This is a genomic window from Jannaschia halovivens, assembly GCF_046452375.1.
Lineage (GTDB): Bacteria > Pseudomonadota > Alphaproteobacteria > Rhodobacterales > Rhodobacteraceae > Jannaschia > Jannaschia halovivens.
On record NZ_JBKFDJ010000001.1, the window covers coordinates 344,970 to 363,355 of the forward strand.

An 18,386-nucleotide genomic window follows, 5' to 3' on the forward strand; every position below is an offset into this window, starting at 1 on the left:
GGCGTGTTTGGGCATTCCATGAGCCGTTTTGCACAAAACTGGACTTTTCGGCCAGACAATGATATAGGCTAATTCGTGGCCAGCGGAGGCAATCCGCCCCACGAAATCATCATATACTTATAAGGACTGGCCATGTGGGTTCAGCAATCTGTTGTCGCTGAGGTTTTGGGCATTAACGTGAAGACACTCGATGCGTTGCGGCGAGACTGGCAACTTGGGAAGAAGGTCGCACGCGCAAACGGTGCGGGCTTCGATTACGAAATCAATATGCTGATCGAATGGCTCGACGCAATCGTCGTCGGCAAGCTGACGCAGCGGCAGAAAGAGACTCTTCGTGCCCACGCCAGCGGGGGGGGCATTAAATGAAGTTCTACAATCTAGACACAGAAATCGGTTTGGATGCGGACGACGCAGACGAATTCGAGTTCGAAGTAGCTCACGATGATGATAACTGCGACGACCCCGACGCCCACGAGGCGCAGGCCAAAGAGGCCCTGCGCCGTTTTCTCAGAGACACTTGGGGTTGCGCGCCGCATGTCGCGGATGACGCGGTCACGGCGTTGACGATGCTTCCGGCTTGGCAGGATCATCTCGAAGGCCGCATTTCGATTCCCGATGTGATTCCAGCGGAGTGGAGCGATGTCTAGGGTTGGCAGAGTCCGGACGCGCAACGTCCCAGAGGGCTATGACGGGTCCGATCCCCATCCAGACGTTGCGCGGGAAAAATACGCGCAAGCACGCGCGCAGGGTGCTGGGCCGTCTGCCTGCTACAGGAGGTTCATCGCCATGGAAGGGGCAAAAGCTACCACCGTAAAATCCTCGGCACACCATTTGGATCGGGAAGCGGGCGTTGCAGCAAGAATCGAGTATCTGCGGCGGGAGATTCAGGGGCAGATTGAGTTGCCCGATCTTGATGGCCCTGCGATTGCGAAATTGATGGACGAAGTGACTGACTCGCTGGAATTGGCGCACGCTGCGGCGTCAGCCGCCGCCGCCTCGGAGTCCGATCTAACAAAAATTCGGGCGCGTCTCACAATTCATATCGGGCGAATGGGTATCGGCCAGCATGATGACGACTCGACAGACGGCCCGGCCCACCCAATGAGACTGATCGGGTATTGCGAATGTTGAAACTAACTAGAAATCAACGATCCCTTATTGAGATTGCTAGAAGAAGTGTGGCGGCGCTTCGTCTGGCCACTGAGCAGGTCAAAATCGAGCCGACGAAAGTTGCTGTCGCCCGAGTAGTGGAAGAAGCGGACGCCCTTAGTTCGACGGTGACTCAGCTCAGTAAAGGGATTGATCTGTCGGCGCTGGTCGCAACCCCGGTTAAAACGGCTCGGAGCGACAAGAACATTCTTGAGATAGCCCGAAGATTCATTGAGGCCTCGGAACGAGGCATCTGCGAGAAATGTAGCGGAATTAAATCATCCAACGATAATAAGAAACGGAATGACCATGACGATTCACCTTCGGCCGGACGAAAAAGTGTCTATAGCGAAAGCATTGATCGACACCCTTAATTGTGAATGCCCCGAAACCTCCGAAGACGCCAAGCGGCTGGGGTTCGCGATTGGCGTTGCCTTCCACGCGAGCATGATGGGCCGGATTCGCGACCACGTCCAAATACTCTCCGATATCATTGATGCCCAAATCACAGGCGACCGGGTGCCCATCCTCTACTGCGACGATCTCGCGGATTACGCAGACCGCGCCGACTCTACTTTTTTGGACGCCGTTGGGTATGGGCTAGGGCTTCGACGGTCCGTCGATGGGTCGGCTTTCGTCAGCTTCGACAGGGGGACGGCGACTGAAGTCGACCTCTGGCCCTCTCGCGCCAAGCGGCAATTCTCTTGAAGAGAAAAAGAGCAATAAAAATCAAGGGGTTGCGCGCTTCAAGGGGAGTGATTAGGTCCCCCAGCGTGCGGATTAGGGGCATGAATGTATGCGACATGATGTGGCGAAGATGGGCGAGTCCGAAGCGGTGGCCGAGGCCGAAGCGATGGCCGAAGACGAAGCGATGGCCGAGGAAGCTCCCCCTGAACTCTGGAACGATACAGAGCTTTGGGGTGAGGACTGTCCCGAGTGGTGCAGCCTCCTGTCCCGCCCCATCACGTTCAGCGTAGGGGCCGATATCCGCAAGCCGTTCACGACAGTCAGCGAGTCCTTCGGCGATTGGCTCGACGCGCCCGTCACGCGGAACGGGGCAGGGCTGACGCGTCACGTCGAAGCGGCCAAGAAAGAGGGACCGTGTATCGTCTTCGGGGCGCTTGTGGGTAAGGACCGGCGTGCCGACGCCGTCGTCAGCGTGGCCGCGTTGGGTTTGGATCAAGACGACGGCCCGCCTATCGAAGCCACGGCGGCGCGGCTGGAAGCCGCTGGGATCGCGTGTCTGATCCAGTCCACGTTCAACGATGGCACGACCACGATCAAGCTCAAGCGCGACGCCGTGATGAATACGCAGGGGCTTACTCAGGCCCCTACCGATGAAGACGTGCGCGGGTATCTGCGGGGGCTGGGCAAGTATCGTGACGAGGTGTGCGACGCTGCCGAAGTGGAAGGCGAGGTTCACGAAAGCGGGGGCCTCATGCTGATCGTGCGCGTGCCCCCTTTGCGAAAGGCGAGGTTCATATTCCCGCTGACGCGGGCCGTCACCATCACTGACACGGCCCCGACCCATCGCGAGGCGAAGGAACTCTTCGCGGACAAGGTCATGGGGCTGGCCATTGAAGTTGTCGGCATCCCGCCGGACACGTCCTGCACGGACCCATCGCGGGCCTTCTACCTTGCCCGCCATCCCGAGGGCGAAGAGCCGCTGTCTATTCTCGTGCGGGGTAAGCCGTTGGACTATGACGACATTCCGGCTGTCTCGAAGCGGGATTATCTGGCCGAGCGACGCAGTCGGCAGAGCGGGCGGAAGTCTGGCGGCGGGTTCGACGCGCTGTCCGAGGATGGGTCCGAGTGGAAGGCGTGGGTTGCGGAGAATGCACGACGGTTCCTGATCGCGGATGCGCTTGAGGAACGGGCGCGTAGGCGCGTCAGCGCCGACAAAATCGAACTCGAATGCCCGTATGACCACGAGCACAGCAACCCCGGCGATCCCAATGACACCGCGTTCTATGTGGAGAACGCGGACGGGGAGACGGGCTTTCGGGCTGGATGCGGGCACGACTCCTGTCAGGGGCGGGACCGTCTCGCGTTCTTGGCCAGGATGATCGCGGAAGGGTGGCTTGAGGAATCGGACCTTGAGGAAGACGGCCCGTTTCTTCTGCCCCTGTCGGACGATGAACTGATAGATGACGCCGCTAGCGGCGAAGCAGGCGTTGCGGGCGAAGAACCGTCACGCGCTTACGCTTGGCTTCCTAAGGGCTTCATCTACCGCAACGGCTCTTTCTGGCAGAAGAGCGGCGACGAAAAGCGCCCCGTCTGCGCGGCCTTCGATCTCGTTGGGCGGACTTCGAACGCCACTGGTAACGACGACGCGGGCAGGCTCATCTCCTTCGTCAACGAAAACGCCGAGACAGTCGAAGTCGTCATCGACCGTGCCTCGATCTTCAACGACGGGCGCGGCGTCATCTCCGACTTGGCGGCGCGTGGGATGATTATCCATGACCGGCGGACTGGCCCCGATGACCTTCTTAACCTTCTGGCGCGGGCAACAACCAATCGGCAGATATTCGTTTTTCGGAGACCGGGATGGGTGCGGGATCGCGCCGCATCCGTTGAAGGCTTCCTTCTTCCGTCTGGTCACTATGTGAATGCGGGGAAGGGCAGCGAAGTGAGGCTGTCGGAGAATGCAACCATGAGAGACCGTGGGCCCGGCGGCACGTTCGAGGTTTGGCGGGAGAGTGCGGCGACTGCGTTCGACAACGTCGAAACGAACTTTCATTGGTCCTTTGCCCTCTGTGCGGGGTTCGCGGGGCCGATTATGGGCCTACTCTCGGACCCGTCGTGCGGTGTGAACCTCAGCGGCAAATCTTCGTCTGGCAAAACGATTGGCTTGCGGGCGGCGGCGTCCGTATGGGGTGCGGTCAAGGATCAACAGGGCGTTTTCTTCCCGATGAACTCGACGACAAACGCTGTCGAAGACCTCGCGTCCATTGGTTCGGAAACCGTCCTCTGCCTTGACGACCTCTCGAACATGGCGAATGCGAAGGACCTGTCGGCCATGCTGTTTTCCCTGTCCGGCTCGGCGGGAAAGGCGCGCAAGAAGGGCCGGGGGGCGGGCTTGGCAGTCGGTGCTGAGTATGCCGCGTTCACGCTTTTTAGTAATGAGCGGGGACTCAAGACGACCATTGATCGAGCCGGACGGGTCGGCGATTTCAAGACGGGGATCGCGGTGCGCTTTCCCGACGTGGACGTGACCGGCGGCGTAGAAGTGGACGGCGGCACGATTGGGCGGCTGGACGACTTCAAAGCCAATTTCGGCCATGCTGGCCCGGCGTTCGTGAGCTGGCTCATCTCCGAAGACTGGCCGAACCGACAAAGCGAGTTGGCAGCACTGGTGGCGTCCGCCCAGCGCGAGATTGCGGGAGACGATGCCTCGACGCAGCTCTTTCGCGCGGCGCGGGCGTTCGCGCTCGTGCGGGTCGGAGGAGAATTGGCGGCTGACGCCGACATCCTGCCGAACCGCGAAACGGTCGCGCGCGCAGTCGCCACGGCCTTTGCGGCATTCAAGGACTCCGCCGAAGGTCAGGCCACGAACGGCGGAGACCGCCTTATCGAGGGGCTGCGATCTTTCTTCGCGTTGAACCAGAACCGAAGAATCATCGCTGCGAATGAGGCCGACGATCCGGGGCACTCCAATGTAGTGGGCTGGTATGACGCGGACGTCATCATACTGGACGCTACCGCGACCGAGGACATTCAAGTTCTCGGCCTCAGCGGATCGCAGAGCGAACTCATAGACGCGCTGAGCAGTCGGGGGATGCTAAGGACACATGGGCGGAACCGGTTCCACTATAAGTTGCCGTCAACGGTGAAGGTCGAAGGACAGGAACGGAAGTTGAAGCATATCCAGATTGACCGAGCGAAGTTGGGCTAAGGATGTCTGCCGCTCGCTCTGGTGAAATGGGCGTGCGGGGGACCGGCGGCGTCAGCCGCGCGATATAGTGAAATGGGCCTCTGGGGCTGTAGGAGTGGCATTTCTGGGGACTGGCGGCGTCAGCCGCGCGTTCGGGCCATAAAAATAAGGGCGTTGGACATCGTTGGACAAATGTTGGACATGTCCAACGCCTGAAACACCTTATTTTTATAGACTGTTGGACAGTTGGACATGTTGGACAATATAAATCTCTAATCTTTTTAATGCCATTATCTGCGCGGGCGTGTGGCGCACGGCATCCGGGGACTTCACTCGCAGTTCCCGTCTTTTTATGTCCAACTTGTCCAACGTGTCCAAGAACCCATATTTTTCAATGAGATAGCGAGTTGGATACTGTCCAAAATTGTCCAACGATGTCCAACGCCCTTATTTTTATGGCTGCCGTAATAATCGGGTAGAATAGCCTACCCGATTGGTAATATTATTGCGCGATGACCGGTGGCCCTTGCGCGTGCGATATCGCGGCGTGCGATCTGCAACAGAACTGAACTGATCGGTTCAGTTGTCTTAAGCATCCGGCATCAATTTCCTGTAACATATCTCCTAAACCATTGATTGGACTCCACGAATCGGCATCGGTCCCGTATAGAATTGCGTAACGTTCGTTAGGCGTTTCTATACAGCCATAAGAATAAGGGGTTTCCATGAAGATCGTCGCCTATATGCGAGTCTCGACACAACGGCAGGGGGCGTCTGGTCTGGGCCTTGAAGCCCAGCGCGCGGCCATTGAGTCCTACGCGAAATCGGTCGGGGCCAGCGCCGATTTCCGGGAATTTGTGGAAGTTGAATCTGGTAAGGATAACGACCGCCCGCAGCTTGCCGCCGCGATCCGGGAAGCCCGGCTGACGGGGGCGACGCTTGTGATCGCGCGCCTCAACCGACTTTCCCGGAATGCGGCCTTCCTCCTGACCCTCAGGGACGCGGGAGTCGACTTCGTTGCCGCCGATATGCCGCACGCCAATAACCTGACCGTGGGGATCATGGCCCTTGTGGCGCAGGAAGAGCGCGAGAGCATCGCGAGGAGCACCCGCGCCGCTCTAGCCGCCGCCAAGGCCCGTGGAACGCGTCTAGGCAACCCTAATGGGGCTGACGCCCTCAGACGTGCTGCGAAGGGCAACAGGGACGCGGTGAAGGCCATAAGGAAGAAGGCTGACGCCTTCGCCCATGACCTCGTCCCCACGCTGGCGGAGATCGGACCCGGCCCCCTCGCTCACATCGCCGCCGAACTGAACCGCCGAGGCATCCGCACGGCCCGAGGCGGGACGTGGCACCCTGCGACCGTGGCCAATGTCCAGCGCCGACTCAGCCAATGACCCATCGCCGTCGTCGCCTGCCCCCCGCACCGCCGCAGCCGAAGGACCCCGACGCGCCGTTGCGCCGGATCGAATTCGTCGCGCGAATGCTGCGGAACGAAGGCTATAGTCTGGATCAAGTCGCTGAGATGCTGCGCGTGATCGCCGACAACCTCGACACACTCCCAGAGAGCGAGGGCAGGCGGGTAGTGGGGCTGAACTAGGCCAAAGCCCCACTACCCCTTAGCCGTCCACCCAGCACCTCGCACGCCGCGCTCTGCGGAGCGTTCTCGCGTCATGTCACCCGATGGCGATGGAGTCGGGTCGCCGGTCCGTCCCGTCGCTACCTCAGCGCCTCGCCTGACGGCCCGCGTTAGCGGGGATGCTGACCCCAGCCCAGCCCATAGCGGCCCATACAGGGGCAAGAGCGATCCGCGCGAGCCTCCGCAGCCGTCAGATAGGGACTCGTGCGTCAGTGGCCCGGATATCGACGGCAGGGACCCACTAGGGGGGTAGGCCCCATCGCGCCAAAGGGCCGCAGTGGCTGTCAGGACCGGATTCACAGAAATTACGGCAACGGCATACGGACGCTGCTGAGCTGACGTGCCTTCGCACCACGCCGCCCCGGCGAATCCGGCGCTGCGTTTTGCTCAGGCACGAAGTTTTCTTGCTCTTCCTCCGCGCCACTGCCTGAATTCGAATGGTCAGCGCCGCGAAGGCTAGCGGCGGTGAGGCTGACATACCTTCGGCCAGACTGCGCAAGCGCGTCGTGAATACGCACAGCTTCGACTAGTATCAAATTGGCATCATCAAGAGCCATGTCGATCTGGCGACTTGAGTAGCGCGCTGAGATGTAGCGCATTTCACCTTCAAGCCTAAGGTAGTGCTCCGCTTGAAGTTTGCCGGACGGGTGCCACTGCCATGCCCCATGCGCCGCGAGATTGCGATTGGGAAGCCCGTCGGCAATCGCGTCTGCAAGCGCCGCAATGCGGACACCCCATGCCGGATGACACTTGGTCGCGCATTTTCGTAGGCGTTTCACTATCCCGCGTGTGTTGAGCTTCAATTGCAGATACTCGTGCAACTTGCGCCAAGGGCTGAACCGCTCACCCTCTGTCATCTGAATTATGCGCCATGCGAGCAGCTCGATATGAGCGCATGTTTGTAGGTAGATTCCCTGACGTAGCAGCACGGTGGCGGGCACAAGCTCTTCGACGTAGTATCGCAAAACGCTAACCTTTCATCACTTGCCCCACACATATGCTCGCTAGCAGACGTTGCCACGTGATGGCCGAACGTAGCTGCCTGACCGGCTAGACTCACGCCAAAATGTCACACCAGTTGTCACACTTTTCGGTGTGACGGTGCGCCAAAATAGCCATAAAAATAAGGGCTTTCGTGCAAATTATTGAGATTCGAGTCTTCTCGACCGCACCACCGCCCTTAAGGTCCATGACACGCCGCTCCTTCGGGGGCGGCGTTCGTCGTTCTGTGGGACGGTCGGGGACGAACCCAATCAGGCCGTGCGCGGCTTGAAGAGGCGGAACGCCGGGCGGGTTTCGGTCAGCTTGATCTCGCCATGGCGCTGGTTGCCCAGGGCGAGGGTCGCCTCGCGCAGAACCTCGATGCCGTCATGCGCGTCCTTCGGGAGCGCAGCGCCGTCGAGAGGGCGCCCGACGGTGACGTGGTAGGGCTGCACGTCCTTGTTGAGTGTCTCGTGGAAGAGCGTGATGTCCCGTAGCGTCGGGTGGATCGCGTCGAACCCGTAGAACATCGCCGAGTTGCGCGCACGGATGTGGACGGGGATGACCGGCAGCTCGAACTTGCGGGCGATCATCGCGGCGCTCGCCATCCATTCGCGTTCATGCAGGCGGAGGCCGCGTCGCTTGGCCAGGCGCCCGGCGGGGAAGATCACACCGATCCGCCCGGCATCGAGCGCGCGGCGGGTCGCGGCCATCGTCTCGCGGGTCTTCGAGACGCTGCGCTTCTCCTCGCGCCATTCGACGGGGACGATGATGTCCTCGAATTGCGGCAGCACGCGCAGGATGTCGCTGTTGGCGTAGTAGAACGCGTCCGGGCGCCGCCGCATCAACAGGTCCTGCAGGATGATGCCGTCGGCGATGCCGGTCGGGTGGTTCGCCACGATCAGCGCGGGCCCGGATCGCGGCACGTGATCCAACCCGTCCGAGGTCACGCGGCGGGCGATGCGGCGTGCGAGGTCCGCCATGATCGCGTCGACCGGCAGGTCGAGGTAATGCGTCCCGATCTCGACCGAACGCTCATAGGCCAGAAGACGGCCCAGCACAGTCCACGCGGCGCGCGACGTCAGGCTGCGATCGAACAGCCAGGGCGCGCGTTCGGCGATCAGCGGGTCGAGTCGGTCCTTCATGACGCACCTTGGATCGGGCAGACGTGACGGGCGCATGACGCTCCGTCCTTCTTTAGCTGAAATAGGGGGCACATCCTCCTACTTCTACCGCAAATCGAGTCGTTTGGACCCGCAGGCCGCGCCTTGCCGACGAATCAGCGGCCGCCCGACACGTCGAGCACGGTGTCCGTGACGTAGCCGGCGTGATCCGATAGAAGCCACAGGATGGCGCGCGCGACCTCCTCGGCGGTGCCCGCACGACCCATCGGCACGGTGGGGCCCAGCCGGTCGACGCGATCCGCCTGACCGCCCTTGCCGTGGATCGGGGTCGCGATGATGCCGGGGCGGACGGCCGTCACGCGGATGCCGTCGGGCGCGAGTTCCTGCGCAAGGCCCTTGGAGAACACCTCGAGACCGCCCTTGGTGGCCGCGTAATCGGCGTACTGCCCGGGCGATCCGAACCGCACCGCGGCCGACGAGACGTTGACGATGGCCGCACCTGATTTCATGCGTCGGACCGCGGCGCCCGCCACGAGGATCGGCGAGGTCAGGTTGATCGCCACCATCCGGGCCACGCGGGCCGGGGTGAACTCCGTGGCGCGGGCGGCGGCATCCACGATGCCCGCGTTGTTCACGAGGCCGTCGAGGCGGTCGAATTCCGCATCGAACGCCTCGAAGAGGGGGGCGACGTTTTCGGGGTCGCCCAGATCGGCTTGCAGGACCGCGACGCGCGCACCGGCCGCGCGACAGGCTTCGGTCGTCTCCTCAACCCCCCGGACGTTGGCGTTGTAGTGCAGCGCCACGTCGTGATCCGTTGCGGCCAGGCGCGCGGTGGCGGCCCCGATGCCCGAGGATGCGCCGGTGATGAGCAGGGTCTTCCGGGTCATGTCGTCTCCGTCTCCATCCGGGCGGTGCGCATCAGTCGCCCAGCATCCGCGTCGTCATCTCGATCAGGTCGCGGCTGGTCGCGCCGTCGCGCATCCGCTCCAGCGCGGCGCGCATCAGGTCCTGGCGGTCCGCGTCCCAGCGGCGCCACGTCTCGAAGGCGGTGGACATCCGCGCGGCGGTCTGCGGGTTGGCGCGGTCGAGTTCGATCAGGCGGTCGGCCACGAAGCCGTAGCCCCGCCCGTCGGGCGTATGGAACCCGGCGGGATTGCCGGCCGAAAGACCGCCGACCACGGCGCGGAAGCGGTTGGGGTTGCCCGCGTCGTAGTCGGGATGGGTCGTCAGCCGCTCGGCCGTGCCGACCGCATCGCGCGGCGCGGCATGGGCGATCTGCGCCATGAACCATTTGTCCATCACCAGCCGGTCGTCCTTCCAATCGGCCTCGAACCGACCCGCGACGGTCTCATCCCCGGCTTCGAGCAGGCAGGTGAACGCAGCCATCCGGTCGGTCATGTTGTCCGCTGCGTCATAAGCGGCCCGCGCGGCGGTCCCGCCGTCGGTCATGGTCCGGAGCCGGAGGAGCGTTGCGTCGAAGGCGCGTTTGCCGGCGTCTTCGGCGCTGGGGTCGTAGGCACCGGGGACGCGCATCGCCTCGCGCAGGGCATCCAGATCGGGGCCCAACCGCTCGGCGATGGCAAGCTGCGCGCGCCGCCGGATGGCGTAGATCGCGTCGGGATCGGGCACCACGCCCGCTGCATGAAGCGAACCTGCGAGATCGTCTTCGGACGGGAGCGCCAGCGCCAGCGCGCGGAACGCGGGATCGGCCGCGCCGTCGGTCGCGAGGGCGGCGAGCGCATCGAGCCAGGCCGCGTCGAAGTACCGCCCCTCGGACACGGCGCGCATCAGGCGATCCTTGGCCAGCGCGCGCCCAGCCTCCCACCGCGCGAAGGGGTCGGTGTCATGCGCCAGGAGCACCAGACGGTCGGCGTCGGACTGGTCGTGGTCGAGGATCACGGGCGCCGAGAAGCCGCGCAGCATCGAGAGCACCGGTCGCGCGTCCATCTCGAATTCCAGCACTTCGGTCGCCGTCCCGAGGACGTGGACGCGCGTCTCCAGCACCTCGGCCCCCCCGTCATCCAGCGCCCCGAAGGCCAGCGGGATCGCCATCGGGGCCTTTTCCGGCTGACCGGGCGTGGGCGGCACGTCCTGCGTCAACTCCAGCCGCCAGACGCCACTGGCGAAATGTTCGGTCACACCGATCCGCGGCGTGCCCGCCTGCGTGTACCAGAGCTTGAACTGCGTGAGGTCGACGTCGCACGCCTCCTCGAAACAGGCGAGCCAGTCCTCGATCGTGGCCGCGTCCCCGTCATGCTGCTCGAAATAGAGCGCGCAGCCCTTGGCATAACCGTCGGACCCCACGATCCGGCGCAGCATTCCGATCACCTCGGCGCCCTTCTCATAGATCGTGGCGGTGTAGAAATTGTTGATCTCGACGAAGCTCTCGGGTCGCACCGGATGGGCCAGCGGGCCGGCATCCTCGCGGAACTGTCGCGCGCGCAGCGTCAACACGTCGCCGATCCGTTGGACGGCGGCGGAACGCGCGTCGGCCATGAACTGCTGGTCGCGGAAGACGGTCAGCCCTTCCTTCAGGCAAAGCTGGAACCAATCGCGACAGGTGATGCGGTTGCCGGTCCAGTTGTGGAAATACTCGTGTGCCACGATCCGCTCGATATTGGCGTAATCGGAATCGGTCGCGGTCTCGGGCGAGGCGAGCACGCAGCGCGAGTTGAAGATGTTGAGGCCCTTGTTCTCCATCGCACCCATGTTGAAGTCGTCGACGGCAACGATGTTGAACACCGAGAGATCGTAGGCTCGGCCATAGACCTTCTCGTCCCAGGCCATGCTGCGCTCGAGCGCGTCGAGCGCATAGGCCGTGCGCCCTTCGTCGCCGGGACGCACCCAGACGTTCAGCTCGACCGCGCGGTCCTCAATCGTGGTAAACGAATGCGTCGTCGGGACGAGATGCCCGGCGACCAGCGCGAAGAGATAGGTCGGCTTCGGCCAAGGATCGTGCCACTTGGCATGGCCCTCGGTCATGTCGCCCACCAGATCGCCGTTCGACAGCAAGACCGGCAGATCGGCGTCGATCTCCACGTCGTAGGTCGCCATCACGTCGGGGCGGTCCAGCATCCAGGTGATGCGCCGGAAGCCCTCGGCCTCGCATTGCGTGCAATACATCCCGTTCGACATGTAGAGGCCCGAGAGCGCGAGGTTCCGTTCGGGCGCGATCTCGACCTCGGTCTCCAGAAGGAAGGCGTCGGGCGCGTCGGCGATCGTCATGCGGTCGCCGTCGATCACGGGGCTGATCTCGGCCCCGTCGAGCGTCACGCGGAGCGCCTTCAGCCCTTCGCCGTCGAGCACCATCTCGCCCGGTCCCCGCCGCTCGCAGGTCAGTCGCGCGTGAACCCGTGTCGCCAGCGGATCGAGCCGGAACGATAGGTCGACATGGGTCACCGTGACGGGGACGGGCGCGTAGTCGCCCAGATGGATCGTCTGCGGGGCGGGGGTGTCGGTGTCGCGCATCGGAGCTCCGGGGCCTAGGGGTTCGCCAGAAGTAGGCGGTGGCGCGCGTGGTGCCAATGCGAAAGGCGGGTGGGCCAGGGGCGCATCGCGGACTATCTGACGGGCACGCGCGTCTCGCGCATCCTGGCCACCGGGGGTCCGATGTCCGTCTTCTCTGCATGTTTCGCCGCCCGCTGGCGGCTCGCCTGATGGCCCGGATGGTGCGTAAGGGCGACCTGCCGCAGAAGACCTGCGCGACCTGCGGCAAGCCTTTCGCGTGGCGCAAGAAATGGGCCAAGGTCTGGGACGAGGTGCGCTACTGTTCGGAGCGGTGCCGAAGGGCGCGACCCGCCCAGGAATGATGCATTTCCGAGGGTCCGGGGCGCCCGTGCCGCGGCCCGATCCGCCGGGCGGTCAAAGAACCTGACCAATTGCGGTTGCCGACTGAAAACCGACGCTCTAGCTAAGCCGCATCGCAGCCGAGGAGGGATGCATGCGCACCGACAAGTACGGCCTTGATATCGCCACGGAACTCGTTCGCTTCATCGAGGACGAGGCCCTGGCCGGCACCGGCGTCGAGGCCGACGATTTCTGGTCCGGGCTGGCCACGCTGGCCACGGATCTCGCGCCGAAAAATGCCGCCTTCCTCGCCAAGCGGGCCGAACTCCAGCGCAAGATCGACGACTGGCACATCGCTCGGCGCGGCCAGCCGCATGACGCCGCGGCCTATACCGAATTCCTGACCGAGATCGGCTACCTCGTGCCCGAAGGCGGGCCCTTCACCATCGAGACATCCAATGTCGACCCCGAAATCGCGTCGACGCCCGGCCCGCAACTCGTGGTCCCGATCACCAACGCCCGCTACGCCCTGAACGCCGCGAACGCGCGGTGGGGGAACCTCTTCGATGCGCTCTACGGCACCGATGCGCTGGGCGACCTGCCGGACAGTTCGGGCTATGACCCTGCGCGCGGGGCCCGCGTGATCGCCCGCGCCAAGGCGTTTCTCGACGAAGCCGTCCCGCTGGTCGAGGCGTCCTGGGCGGACGTGACCGTACTCGATGAAGCCGACGGTGCGCTGGTCCTGAAGGCCGGCGACCGCGACCTGACGCTGGCGCGACCGGAGGCTTACGAAGGCTGGGTGCGCGACGGCGCCACGCTGCGCATCCTTCTGCGCAACAATGGGCTGGGCATCGTGCCCGTCATCACCCGGAGCGGCGATATCGGCCGCGACGACGCGATGGGCCTCGACGCGCTGCATCTGGAATCCGCGGTCTCGGCGATCATGGATTGCGAGGACTCGGTCGCCTGCGTCGATGCCGAGGACAAGGTCGTCGCCTATCGCAACTGGCTCGGGCTGATGCGCGGCGACCTGACCGAGGAGGTGGCCAAGGGCGGCACGACCTTCACCCGCGTGCTCAACCCCGACATGGAATTCAACACGCCGGACGGCGGGCGGGTGACGGCGAAGGGCCGCGCCCTGATGCTGATCCGGAATGTCGGGCACCTGATGACGAACCCGGCGATCCGTCTGCCGGATGGCAGCGAGATCCCCGAGGGCCTGATGGATGCGGCGGTGACCACGTTGATCGCCATGCACGATCTGGCCAAGGAGGACGGCCCGCGCAACTCTGTCGAAGGCTCGGTCTATGTCGTGAAGCCCAAGATGCACGGCCCCGCCGAAGTCGCCTTCGCCGACGAGATCTTCACGCGGGTCGAGGCGCTTCTGGGCCTGCCGATCCATACCGTGAAGCTGGGCATCATGGACGAGGAGCGGCGCACCTCGGCCAACCTGACGGAATGCATCCGGGCCGCACGCAACCGCGTCGCCTTCATCAACACGGGCTTTCTCGACCGCACGGGCGACGAGATTCACACCTCGATGGAAGCGGGGCCGATGCTGCCCAAGGGCGAGATGAAGTCCACGCCGTGGATCGCCGCCTACGAGGACCGCAACGTCGATATCGGGCTGGCCTGTGGCCTCAAGGGGCGGGCGCAGATCGGCAAGGGCATGTGGGCGATGCCCGACCGGATGGCCGAGATGCTGGAGCAGAAGATCGGCCATCTCGAGGCTGGGGCGACCTGTGCCTGGGTGCCGTCGCCCACCGCCGCGACGCTCCACGCGACGCATTATCACCGCATCGACGTGCTCGCCCGGCAGGACGAGATCGCGGCGGGCGGGCCGCGCGGAACGCTGGCGGACCTGCTGACGATCCCGGTCATGGAAGGGCGCAACCTGTCCGAAAGCGAGGTCACCGCCGAGATCGAGAACAACGCGCAAGGCATCCTAGGCTACGTCGTGCGCTGGGTCGATGCGGGCATCGGATGCTCGAAGGTGCCGGATATCAACGATGTCGGGCTGATGGAGGACCGCGCGACCTGCCGCATCTCCAGCCAGGCGCTGGCGAACTGGCTGCATCACGGCGTGGTCTCCGAGGACCAGGTCGAGACCGGGATGCGCAAGATGGCCGCCAAGGTCGACGCCCAGAACGCGGACGACCCGACCTATACGCCCATGGCGCCGGGCTTCGACGGGATCGCATGGAAGGCCGCCAACGACCTTGTGTTCCAAGGCCGGGACCAGCCGTCGGGCTATACCGAGCCGGTGCTCCATCGTCGTCGGCTCGAATTGAAGGCGGGCTAGGGCGGTAGTGGACCGGCTGATGGTGAACCGGCTCTCAGCCGATGTGGCGGGGGCCGCCGCCTTCTACGAACGGCTCCTCGGGCTCGAGCGGCTGTTTACCTCGGACTGGTTTGTCGTTCTGGGGAGCGAGGGCGTCGCCGGTGTGGAACTGGGCCTTCTCGACCGCGATCACGAGACGGTGCCCGAGGCCGCACGCGGCGCGGATTCGGGCACCGTCCTCACCTTCGTCGTCGCCGATTGCGAGGCGATCCACGCCCGCGCCCGCGACATGGGTGCTGAGATCGTGCAACCGCCCGCGGATACGGAGTACGGCCAGCGCCGGATGCTGATCCGCGATCCGGACGGGGCCATCATCGACATCAGCGCGCCGACCGCGCCCGCGCCGCGGAGGGCCTGATCCCATGTCCGTGCGCCGCGATTTCCCCGACATTCCGCCGGTCTGGTGGGCTGCGACGGCGCTTCTGCAATTGGGCGCATCGCTGTTGTGGCCGAGCGCGATCCTGTCCGGACCGGCCGTGGCGACCGCGGGCATCCTCATCGGCGTCGCGGGGCTGGCGCTGATCGGGTGGGCGGCGCTCTGGTTCCTGCGCCGGCGCACCACGATCGAGCCGCGCGACACGCCCACGACTTTGATCGTCGAGGGGCCGTTCCGTCTCAACCGCAACCCGATCTACACCGGCCTCGCTGCGATGCTGGTCGGTTGGGGTCTCTGGCTCGGGAGCCTGCCTGCGCTGGCCCTCGCGCTCATCTTTCCCCTCGTCATCACCCGCCGCTTCATCCGCGAGGAAGAGGCCACCCTCCGGCGCATCTTCGGTGCCGAAGCCGACCACTACATCGCCGCGACCCGGCGGTGGTAATCCCGACCCGCAAGGACCTGACATGCCAGAACTTTCGCTCGCCCGTGCCCGCAAGATCATCAAGGCGACCCTCGCCCGAGGCCACGACATGGGGTTGAAGCCCCTCTCGGTCGTCGTCCTCGACAGCGGCGGGCACGTCACGGCCTTCGAGCGCGAGGACGGGGCCGCCCCCGGCCGTTTCCCCATCGCCCACGGCAAGGCGTACGGCTCGATCATGCTGGGCATGGCGGGCCGGGCGCAGATGGCGCGGGCCGAAGCGCAGGCCTATTTCATGACCGCCGTGAACGGTGCCTATGGCGGGCAGGTCGTGCCCGTGCCGGGCGGCATCCTGATCCGGGACAAGAAGGGGGCTGTGATCGGCGCGATCGGCGTCACAGGCGACACGTCTGACAACGATGCCGAGGCGGGTCTGGCTGGGATCGAGGCCGCGAACCTGGTGGGCGAAGCCTGAACGGGTTGTGCGAACGGGCCGAGACGTCCCTGCGTCAGCGGGACTAGGCCCACGCCGCCGCTCGGGTTAGAACCGTTCCAATTCCGGAGGACCGCATGCGCCCGATCGTCGGCATTATCTCGAACGCCTTTCTCATCAACGACCAGTATCCCGCCCATGCCAACGGGTCGATGAACACGGATGCCATCGCGCATGTCTCGGACGCGATGGCGCTGACCTTTCCGGCCGATCCCGCCGTGTCGCGGACCGACGAGCTGCTGGAGCTGTTCGACGGGTTCCTCTTCACCGGGGGGCGACCCAATGTGCATCCCGAGGAGTATGGCCACGCCGAAACCGAGGCCCATGGCGCCTTCGACCGCGACCGCGACCGGGTGGCCTTGCCGCTGATCCGCGCGGCGGTCGAGCGGGGGCAGCCGGTGCTGGGCATCTGCCGCGGCTTTCAGGAGGTGGCGGTCGCCTTCGGCTCGACGCTCCATCCCGAGATCCGCGAGTTGCCGGGCCGCGACAACCACCGGATGCCGCCCGACGGCACGCTCGAGGAGAAGTTCGAGCTGCGCCACGACGTGAGTTTCACGCCGGGCGGGCCCTATGCCCGTCTGATGGGGGCGGACACGGTCCGGACGAACACGCTGCACGGGCAGGGGATCGACCAGCCGGGTTCGCGCGTGGTGATCGACGGGCGCGCGCCCGACGGCACGCCCGAGGCGATCCTGATCGACGGCGCGCCGGGCTTCTGCCTCGCGGTGCAGTGGCACCCGGAATACAAGGCCGCCGAGGACCCCGCGTCGCGCCCGCTCTTCGAGGCGTTCGGCGATGCGTGCCGGGCTTGGCGTGCCGGTCGGGCAGCGCCGCTGCGCGCGGTGGGCTAGCCGCGCCTCAGGACCAGAGCGCCGGATCGCGCCACGGCGCCGGAACCCTCAGGACGCCGGCCACCGGGCGACCCGTCCCCTGCCATGCCGCGCGCCACGCGTCGGGAAGCGGGTAGGGCGGCGCAACCGCGCGATCTTCCGAGAACCCGAATTTTCCATAGAGGGCCGGATCGCCCAGCACCATGACGCGGGCGCCATCCGCCTCGGCGATGGCCGCCTCGATCAACGCGCGGCCATGGCCCTGACCTTGCGCCTCCGGCGCGACGGCCACCGGCCCGAGCAGGTACGCGCTGTCGTCCCCGACCTCGCAGCGCGTGAGGGCGGCATGGGCCACGATCGGCCCGCCGAGCGTGAGGTGCTGGGACGTGGGCTCGGCCGCAAGGGCGGCGACCAGCGGGGCGAGATCCTCGTCGGGGAAGGCCGCATGGTAGAGCCCTTGCAACGCCGTAGGATCGACGGGACCGACTCGGGGGCGATCAGAAGCCAAAGAGCCGCTCCGGGTTCGCGACTAGCACGCGGTAGCGGACCCCGTCGTCCGGGCAGACCCGGTCGAAGGCGTCGAGCGCCACGCCCGCCGGGGCCGCCTCTGCTCCGCCCATCATGATATGCGGCCAGTCCGAACCCCAGAGGCACCGCTCGGGGTTCGCCGCCAGAAGGGCCGCTACGTGGGCGTCGGCGGCGCCATAGCGCGGCGCGCAGTGGCGGTAGAGCGCAGAGAGCTTCACCCAGATCGCCCCCTCAGCCACAAGGTCGCGCAGCACCCGGAAGCCGGGCGCATCGATCCCGGCGGCGAGATCGGGCCAAGCGATATGATCGAGCACGACAGGCACAGGCATCGCGCGGAGGCGTGGCGCGAGATCGACGAGATGATCTTCGGCCCGGAGGAGCATCTGAACCTGGAGATTCCGATCCGCGAGGCGGGGGGCCATCGCCTCGACGCCATCCCAGCTCAGCACGCCGCCATGGACGTAGTTCAAACGCACGCCGACGATCCCCGCGGGGCCCAGCGCGTCCAGCTCGGCATCCGTCGCGGCGTCGGTCACGAGGCCGATCCCGCGCGTCCGGTCCGGCCCGAGGGCGGCGATGCCCCGCGCCATCAGGCTGTTATCGGCGCCGTAGAGGATCGACTGGACGATTACGGTCCGCGCGATACCAAGCGCGTCCATCTGCGCGCGGTAGGCGGCAAGATAGGCGTCGAAATCCCATCCCTCGGCCGGGTCCTCGACGCGACCGTCCCAAAGCGGCGCGTCCCTGGGACCGCCGAGCATGTGGATATGCACGTCGCAGGCACCTTCGGGGGCCTGGCGGTTCGGCAGGACGGGGGGCGGCGGCGGGGCAGATCGCGGCAGGCTCATCG

At 65.1% G+C, this 18,386-nt stretch carries 19 protein-coding genes; 13 read left to right on the forward strand and 6 right to left on the reverse strand.

Annotated features, from left to right (window positions below; genetic code table 11):
• The first annotated feature begins 132 nt into the window (after window positions 1–132).
• The 7 genes from ACK8OR_RS01800 to ACK8OR_RS01830 all read left to right on the forward strand — a co-directional run bounded on the left by ACK8OR_RS01800 (window position 133) and on the right by ACK8OR_RS01830 (window position 6,620).
• The gene (locus tag ACK8OR_RS01800) at window positions 133–366 is read left to right on the forward strand and encodes a hypothetical protein (RefSeq protein ID WP_410187761.1); all 234 of its coding nucleotides are present in this window, start codon (window positions 133–135) and stop codon (window positions 364–366) included.
• A complete protein-coding gene (locus ACK8OR_RS01805; protein ID WP_410187762.1) occupies window positions 363–647 on the forward strand; it encodes a hypothetical protein in 285 nt (94 codons plus the stop codon). The genes ACK8OR_RS01800 and ACK8OR_RS01805 overlap by 4 nt, the downstream gene beginning before the upstream one ends.
• Before the next feature lie 139 nt (window positions 648–786).
• A complete protein-coding gene (locus tag ACK8OR_RS01810) occupies window positions 787–1,131 on the forward strand; it encodes a hypothetical protein (RefSeq protein WP_410187763.1) in 345 nt (114 codons plus the stop codon).
• A gap of 321 nt (window positions 1,132–1,452) precedes the next feature.
• The gene (locus ACK8OR_RS01815; protein ID WP_410187764.1) at window positions 1,453–1,857 is read left to right on the forward strand and encodes a hypothetical protein; all 405 of its coding nucleotides are present in this window, start codon (window positions 1,453–1,455) and stop codon (window positions 1,855–1,857) included.
• Window positions 1,858–1,966: 109 nt separating this feature from the next.
• Window positions 1,967–5,044, forward strand: coding sequence for a DUF927 domain-containing protein (locus ACK8OR_RS01820; protein ID WP_410187765.1), 3,078 nt, complete (start codon window positions 1,967–1,969; stop codon window positions 5,042–5,044).
• A 704-nt stretch (window positions 5,045–5,748) separates the two neighbouring features.
• Window positions 5,749–6,417 carry a recombinase family protein gene (locus ACK8OR_RS01825; RefSeq protein WP_410187766.1) on the forward strand — a complete coding sequence of 223 codons (669 nt, stop codon included), beginning with the start codon at window positions 5,749–5,751 and terminating at the stop codon, window positions 6,415–6,417.
• Window positions 6,414–6,620 (forward strand): hypothetical protein, encoded by a 207-nt coding sequence (locus ACK8OR_RS01830; protein ID WP_410187767.1) that lies wholly within the window; start codon window positions 6,414–6,416, stop codon window positions 6,618–6,620. Before ACK8OR_RS01825 ends, ACK8OR_RS01830 begins: the two co-directional genes overlap by 4 nt.
• A gap of 344 nt (window positions 6,621–6,964) precedes the next feature.
• Here the strand turns inward: ACK8OR_RS01830 and ACK8OR_RS01835 are convergent, their stop codons facing one another.
• The 4 genes from ACK8OR_RS01835 to pepN all read right to left on the reverse strand — a co-directional run bounded on the left by ACK8OR_RS01835 (window position 6,965) and on the right by pepN (window position 12,232).
• Window positions 6,965–7,600, reverse strand: a complete 636-nt coding sequence (locus ACK8OR_RS01835; RefSeq protein WP_410187768.1) for a hypothetical protein — start codon at window positions 7,598–7,600, stop codon at window positions 6,965–6,967.
• 312 nt (window positions 7,601–7,912) lie between these two features.
• Window positions 7,913–8,785: a 1-acyl-sn-glycerol-3-phosphate acyltransferase gene (locus tag ACK8OR_RS01840; RefSeq protein WP_410187769.1), complete on the reverse strand. Its 873-nt coding sequence runs from the start codon at window positions 8,783–8,785 to the stop codon at window positions 7,913–7,915.
• Between the two features lie 134 nt (window positions 8,786–8,919).
• Window positions 8,920–9,651: an SDR family oxidoreductase gene (locus ACK8OR_RS01845; RefSeq protein ID WP_410187770.1), complete on the reverse strand. Its 732-nt coding sequence runs from the start codon at window positions 9,649–9,651 to the stop codon at window positions 8,920–8,922.
• A 31-nt stretch (window positions 9,652–9,682) separates the two neighbouring features.
• Window positions 9,683–12,232 carry an aminopeptidase N gene (gene pepN / locus ACK8OR_RS01850; protein ID WP_410187771.1) on the reverse strand — a complete coding sequence of 850 codons (2,550 nt, stop codon included), beginning with the start codon at window positions 12,230–12,232 and terminating at the stop codon, window positions 9,683–9,685.
• 188 nt (window positions 12,233–12,420) lie between these two features.
• On the opposite strand from pepN, the gene ACK8OR_RS01855 reads away from it, so the two are divergent.
• From ACK8OR_RS01855 to ACK8OR_RS01880, 6 genes are all read left to right on the forward strand, one after another.
• On the forward strand, window positions 12,421–12,573 hold the full coding sequence (locus tag ACK8OR_RS01855; protein WP_410189852.1) for a DUF2256 domain-containing protein: 153 nt from the start codon (window positions 12,421–12,423) through the stop codon (window positions 12,571–12,573).
• A gap of 131 nt (window positions 12,574–12,704) precedes the next feature.
• Window positions 12,705–14,852 (forward strand): malate synthase G, encoded by a 2,148-nt coding sequence (locus ACK8OR_RS01860; RefSeq protein ID WP_410187772.1) that lies wholly within the window; start codon window positions 12,705–12,707, stop codon window positions 14,850–14,852.
• 19 nt (window positions 14,853–14,871) lie between these two features.
• Window positions 14,872–15,249 carry a VOC family protein gene (locus ACK8OR_RS01865; protein WP_410187773.1) on the forward strand — a complete coding sequence of 126 codons (378 nt, stop codon included), beginning with the start codon at window positions 14,872–14,874 and terminating at the stop codon, window positions 15,247–15,249.
• A gap of 4 nt (window positions 15,250–15,253) precedes the next feature.
• Window positions 15,254–15,709, forward strand: coding sequence for a methyltransferase family protein (locus tag ACK8OR_RS01870; RefSeq protein WP_410187774.1), 456 nt, complete (start codon window positions 15,254–15,256; stop codon window positions 15,707–15,709).
• A gap of 22 nt (window positions 15,710–15,731) precedes the next feature.
• Window positions 15,732–16,160: a GlcG/HbpS family heme-binding protein gene (locus ACK8OR_RS01875; protein ID WP_410187775.1), complete on the forward strand. Its 429-nt coding sequence runs from the start codon at window positions 15,732–15,734 to the stop codon at window positions 16,158–16,160.
• Between the two features lie 95 nt (window positions 16,161–16,255).
• Entirely contained in the window at window positions 16,256–17,029 is a 774-nt protein-coding gene (locus ACK8OR_RS01880; RefSeq protein WP_410187776.1) for a gamma-glutamyl-gamma-aminobutyrate hydrolase family protein, read from the forward strand.
• 7 nt (window positions 17,030–17,036) lie between these two features.
• Here the strand turns inward: ACK8OR_RS01880 and ACK8OR_RS01885 are convergent, their stop codons facing one another.
• Both ACK8OR_RS01885 and ACK8OR_RS01890 read right to left on the reverse strand, forming a co-directional pair.
• A complete protein-coding gene (locus tag ACK8OR_RS01885) occupies window positions 17,037–17,471 on the reverse strand; it encodes a GNAT family N-acetyltransferase (RefSeq protein ID WP_410187777.1) in 435 nt (144 codons plus the stop codon).
• Between the two features lie 34 nt (window positions 17,472–17,505).
• Entirely contained in the window at window positions 17,506–18,384 is an 879-nt protein-coding gene (locus tag ACK8OR_RS01890) for an amidohydrolase family protein (RefSeq protein WP_410187778.1), read from the reverse strand.
• Between the last annotated feature and the right edge of the window lie 2 nt (window positions 18,385–18,386).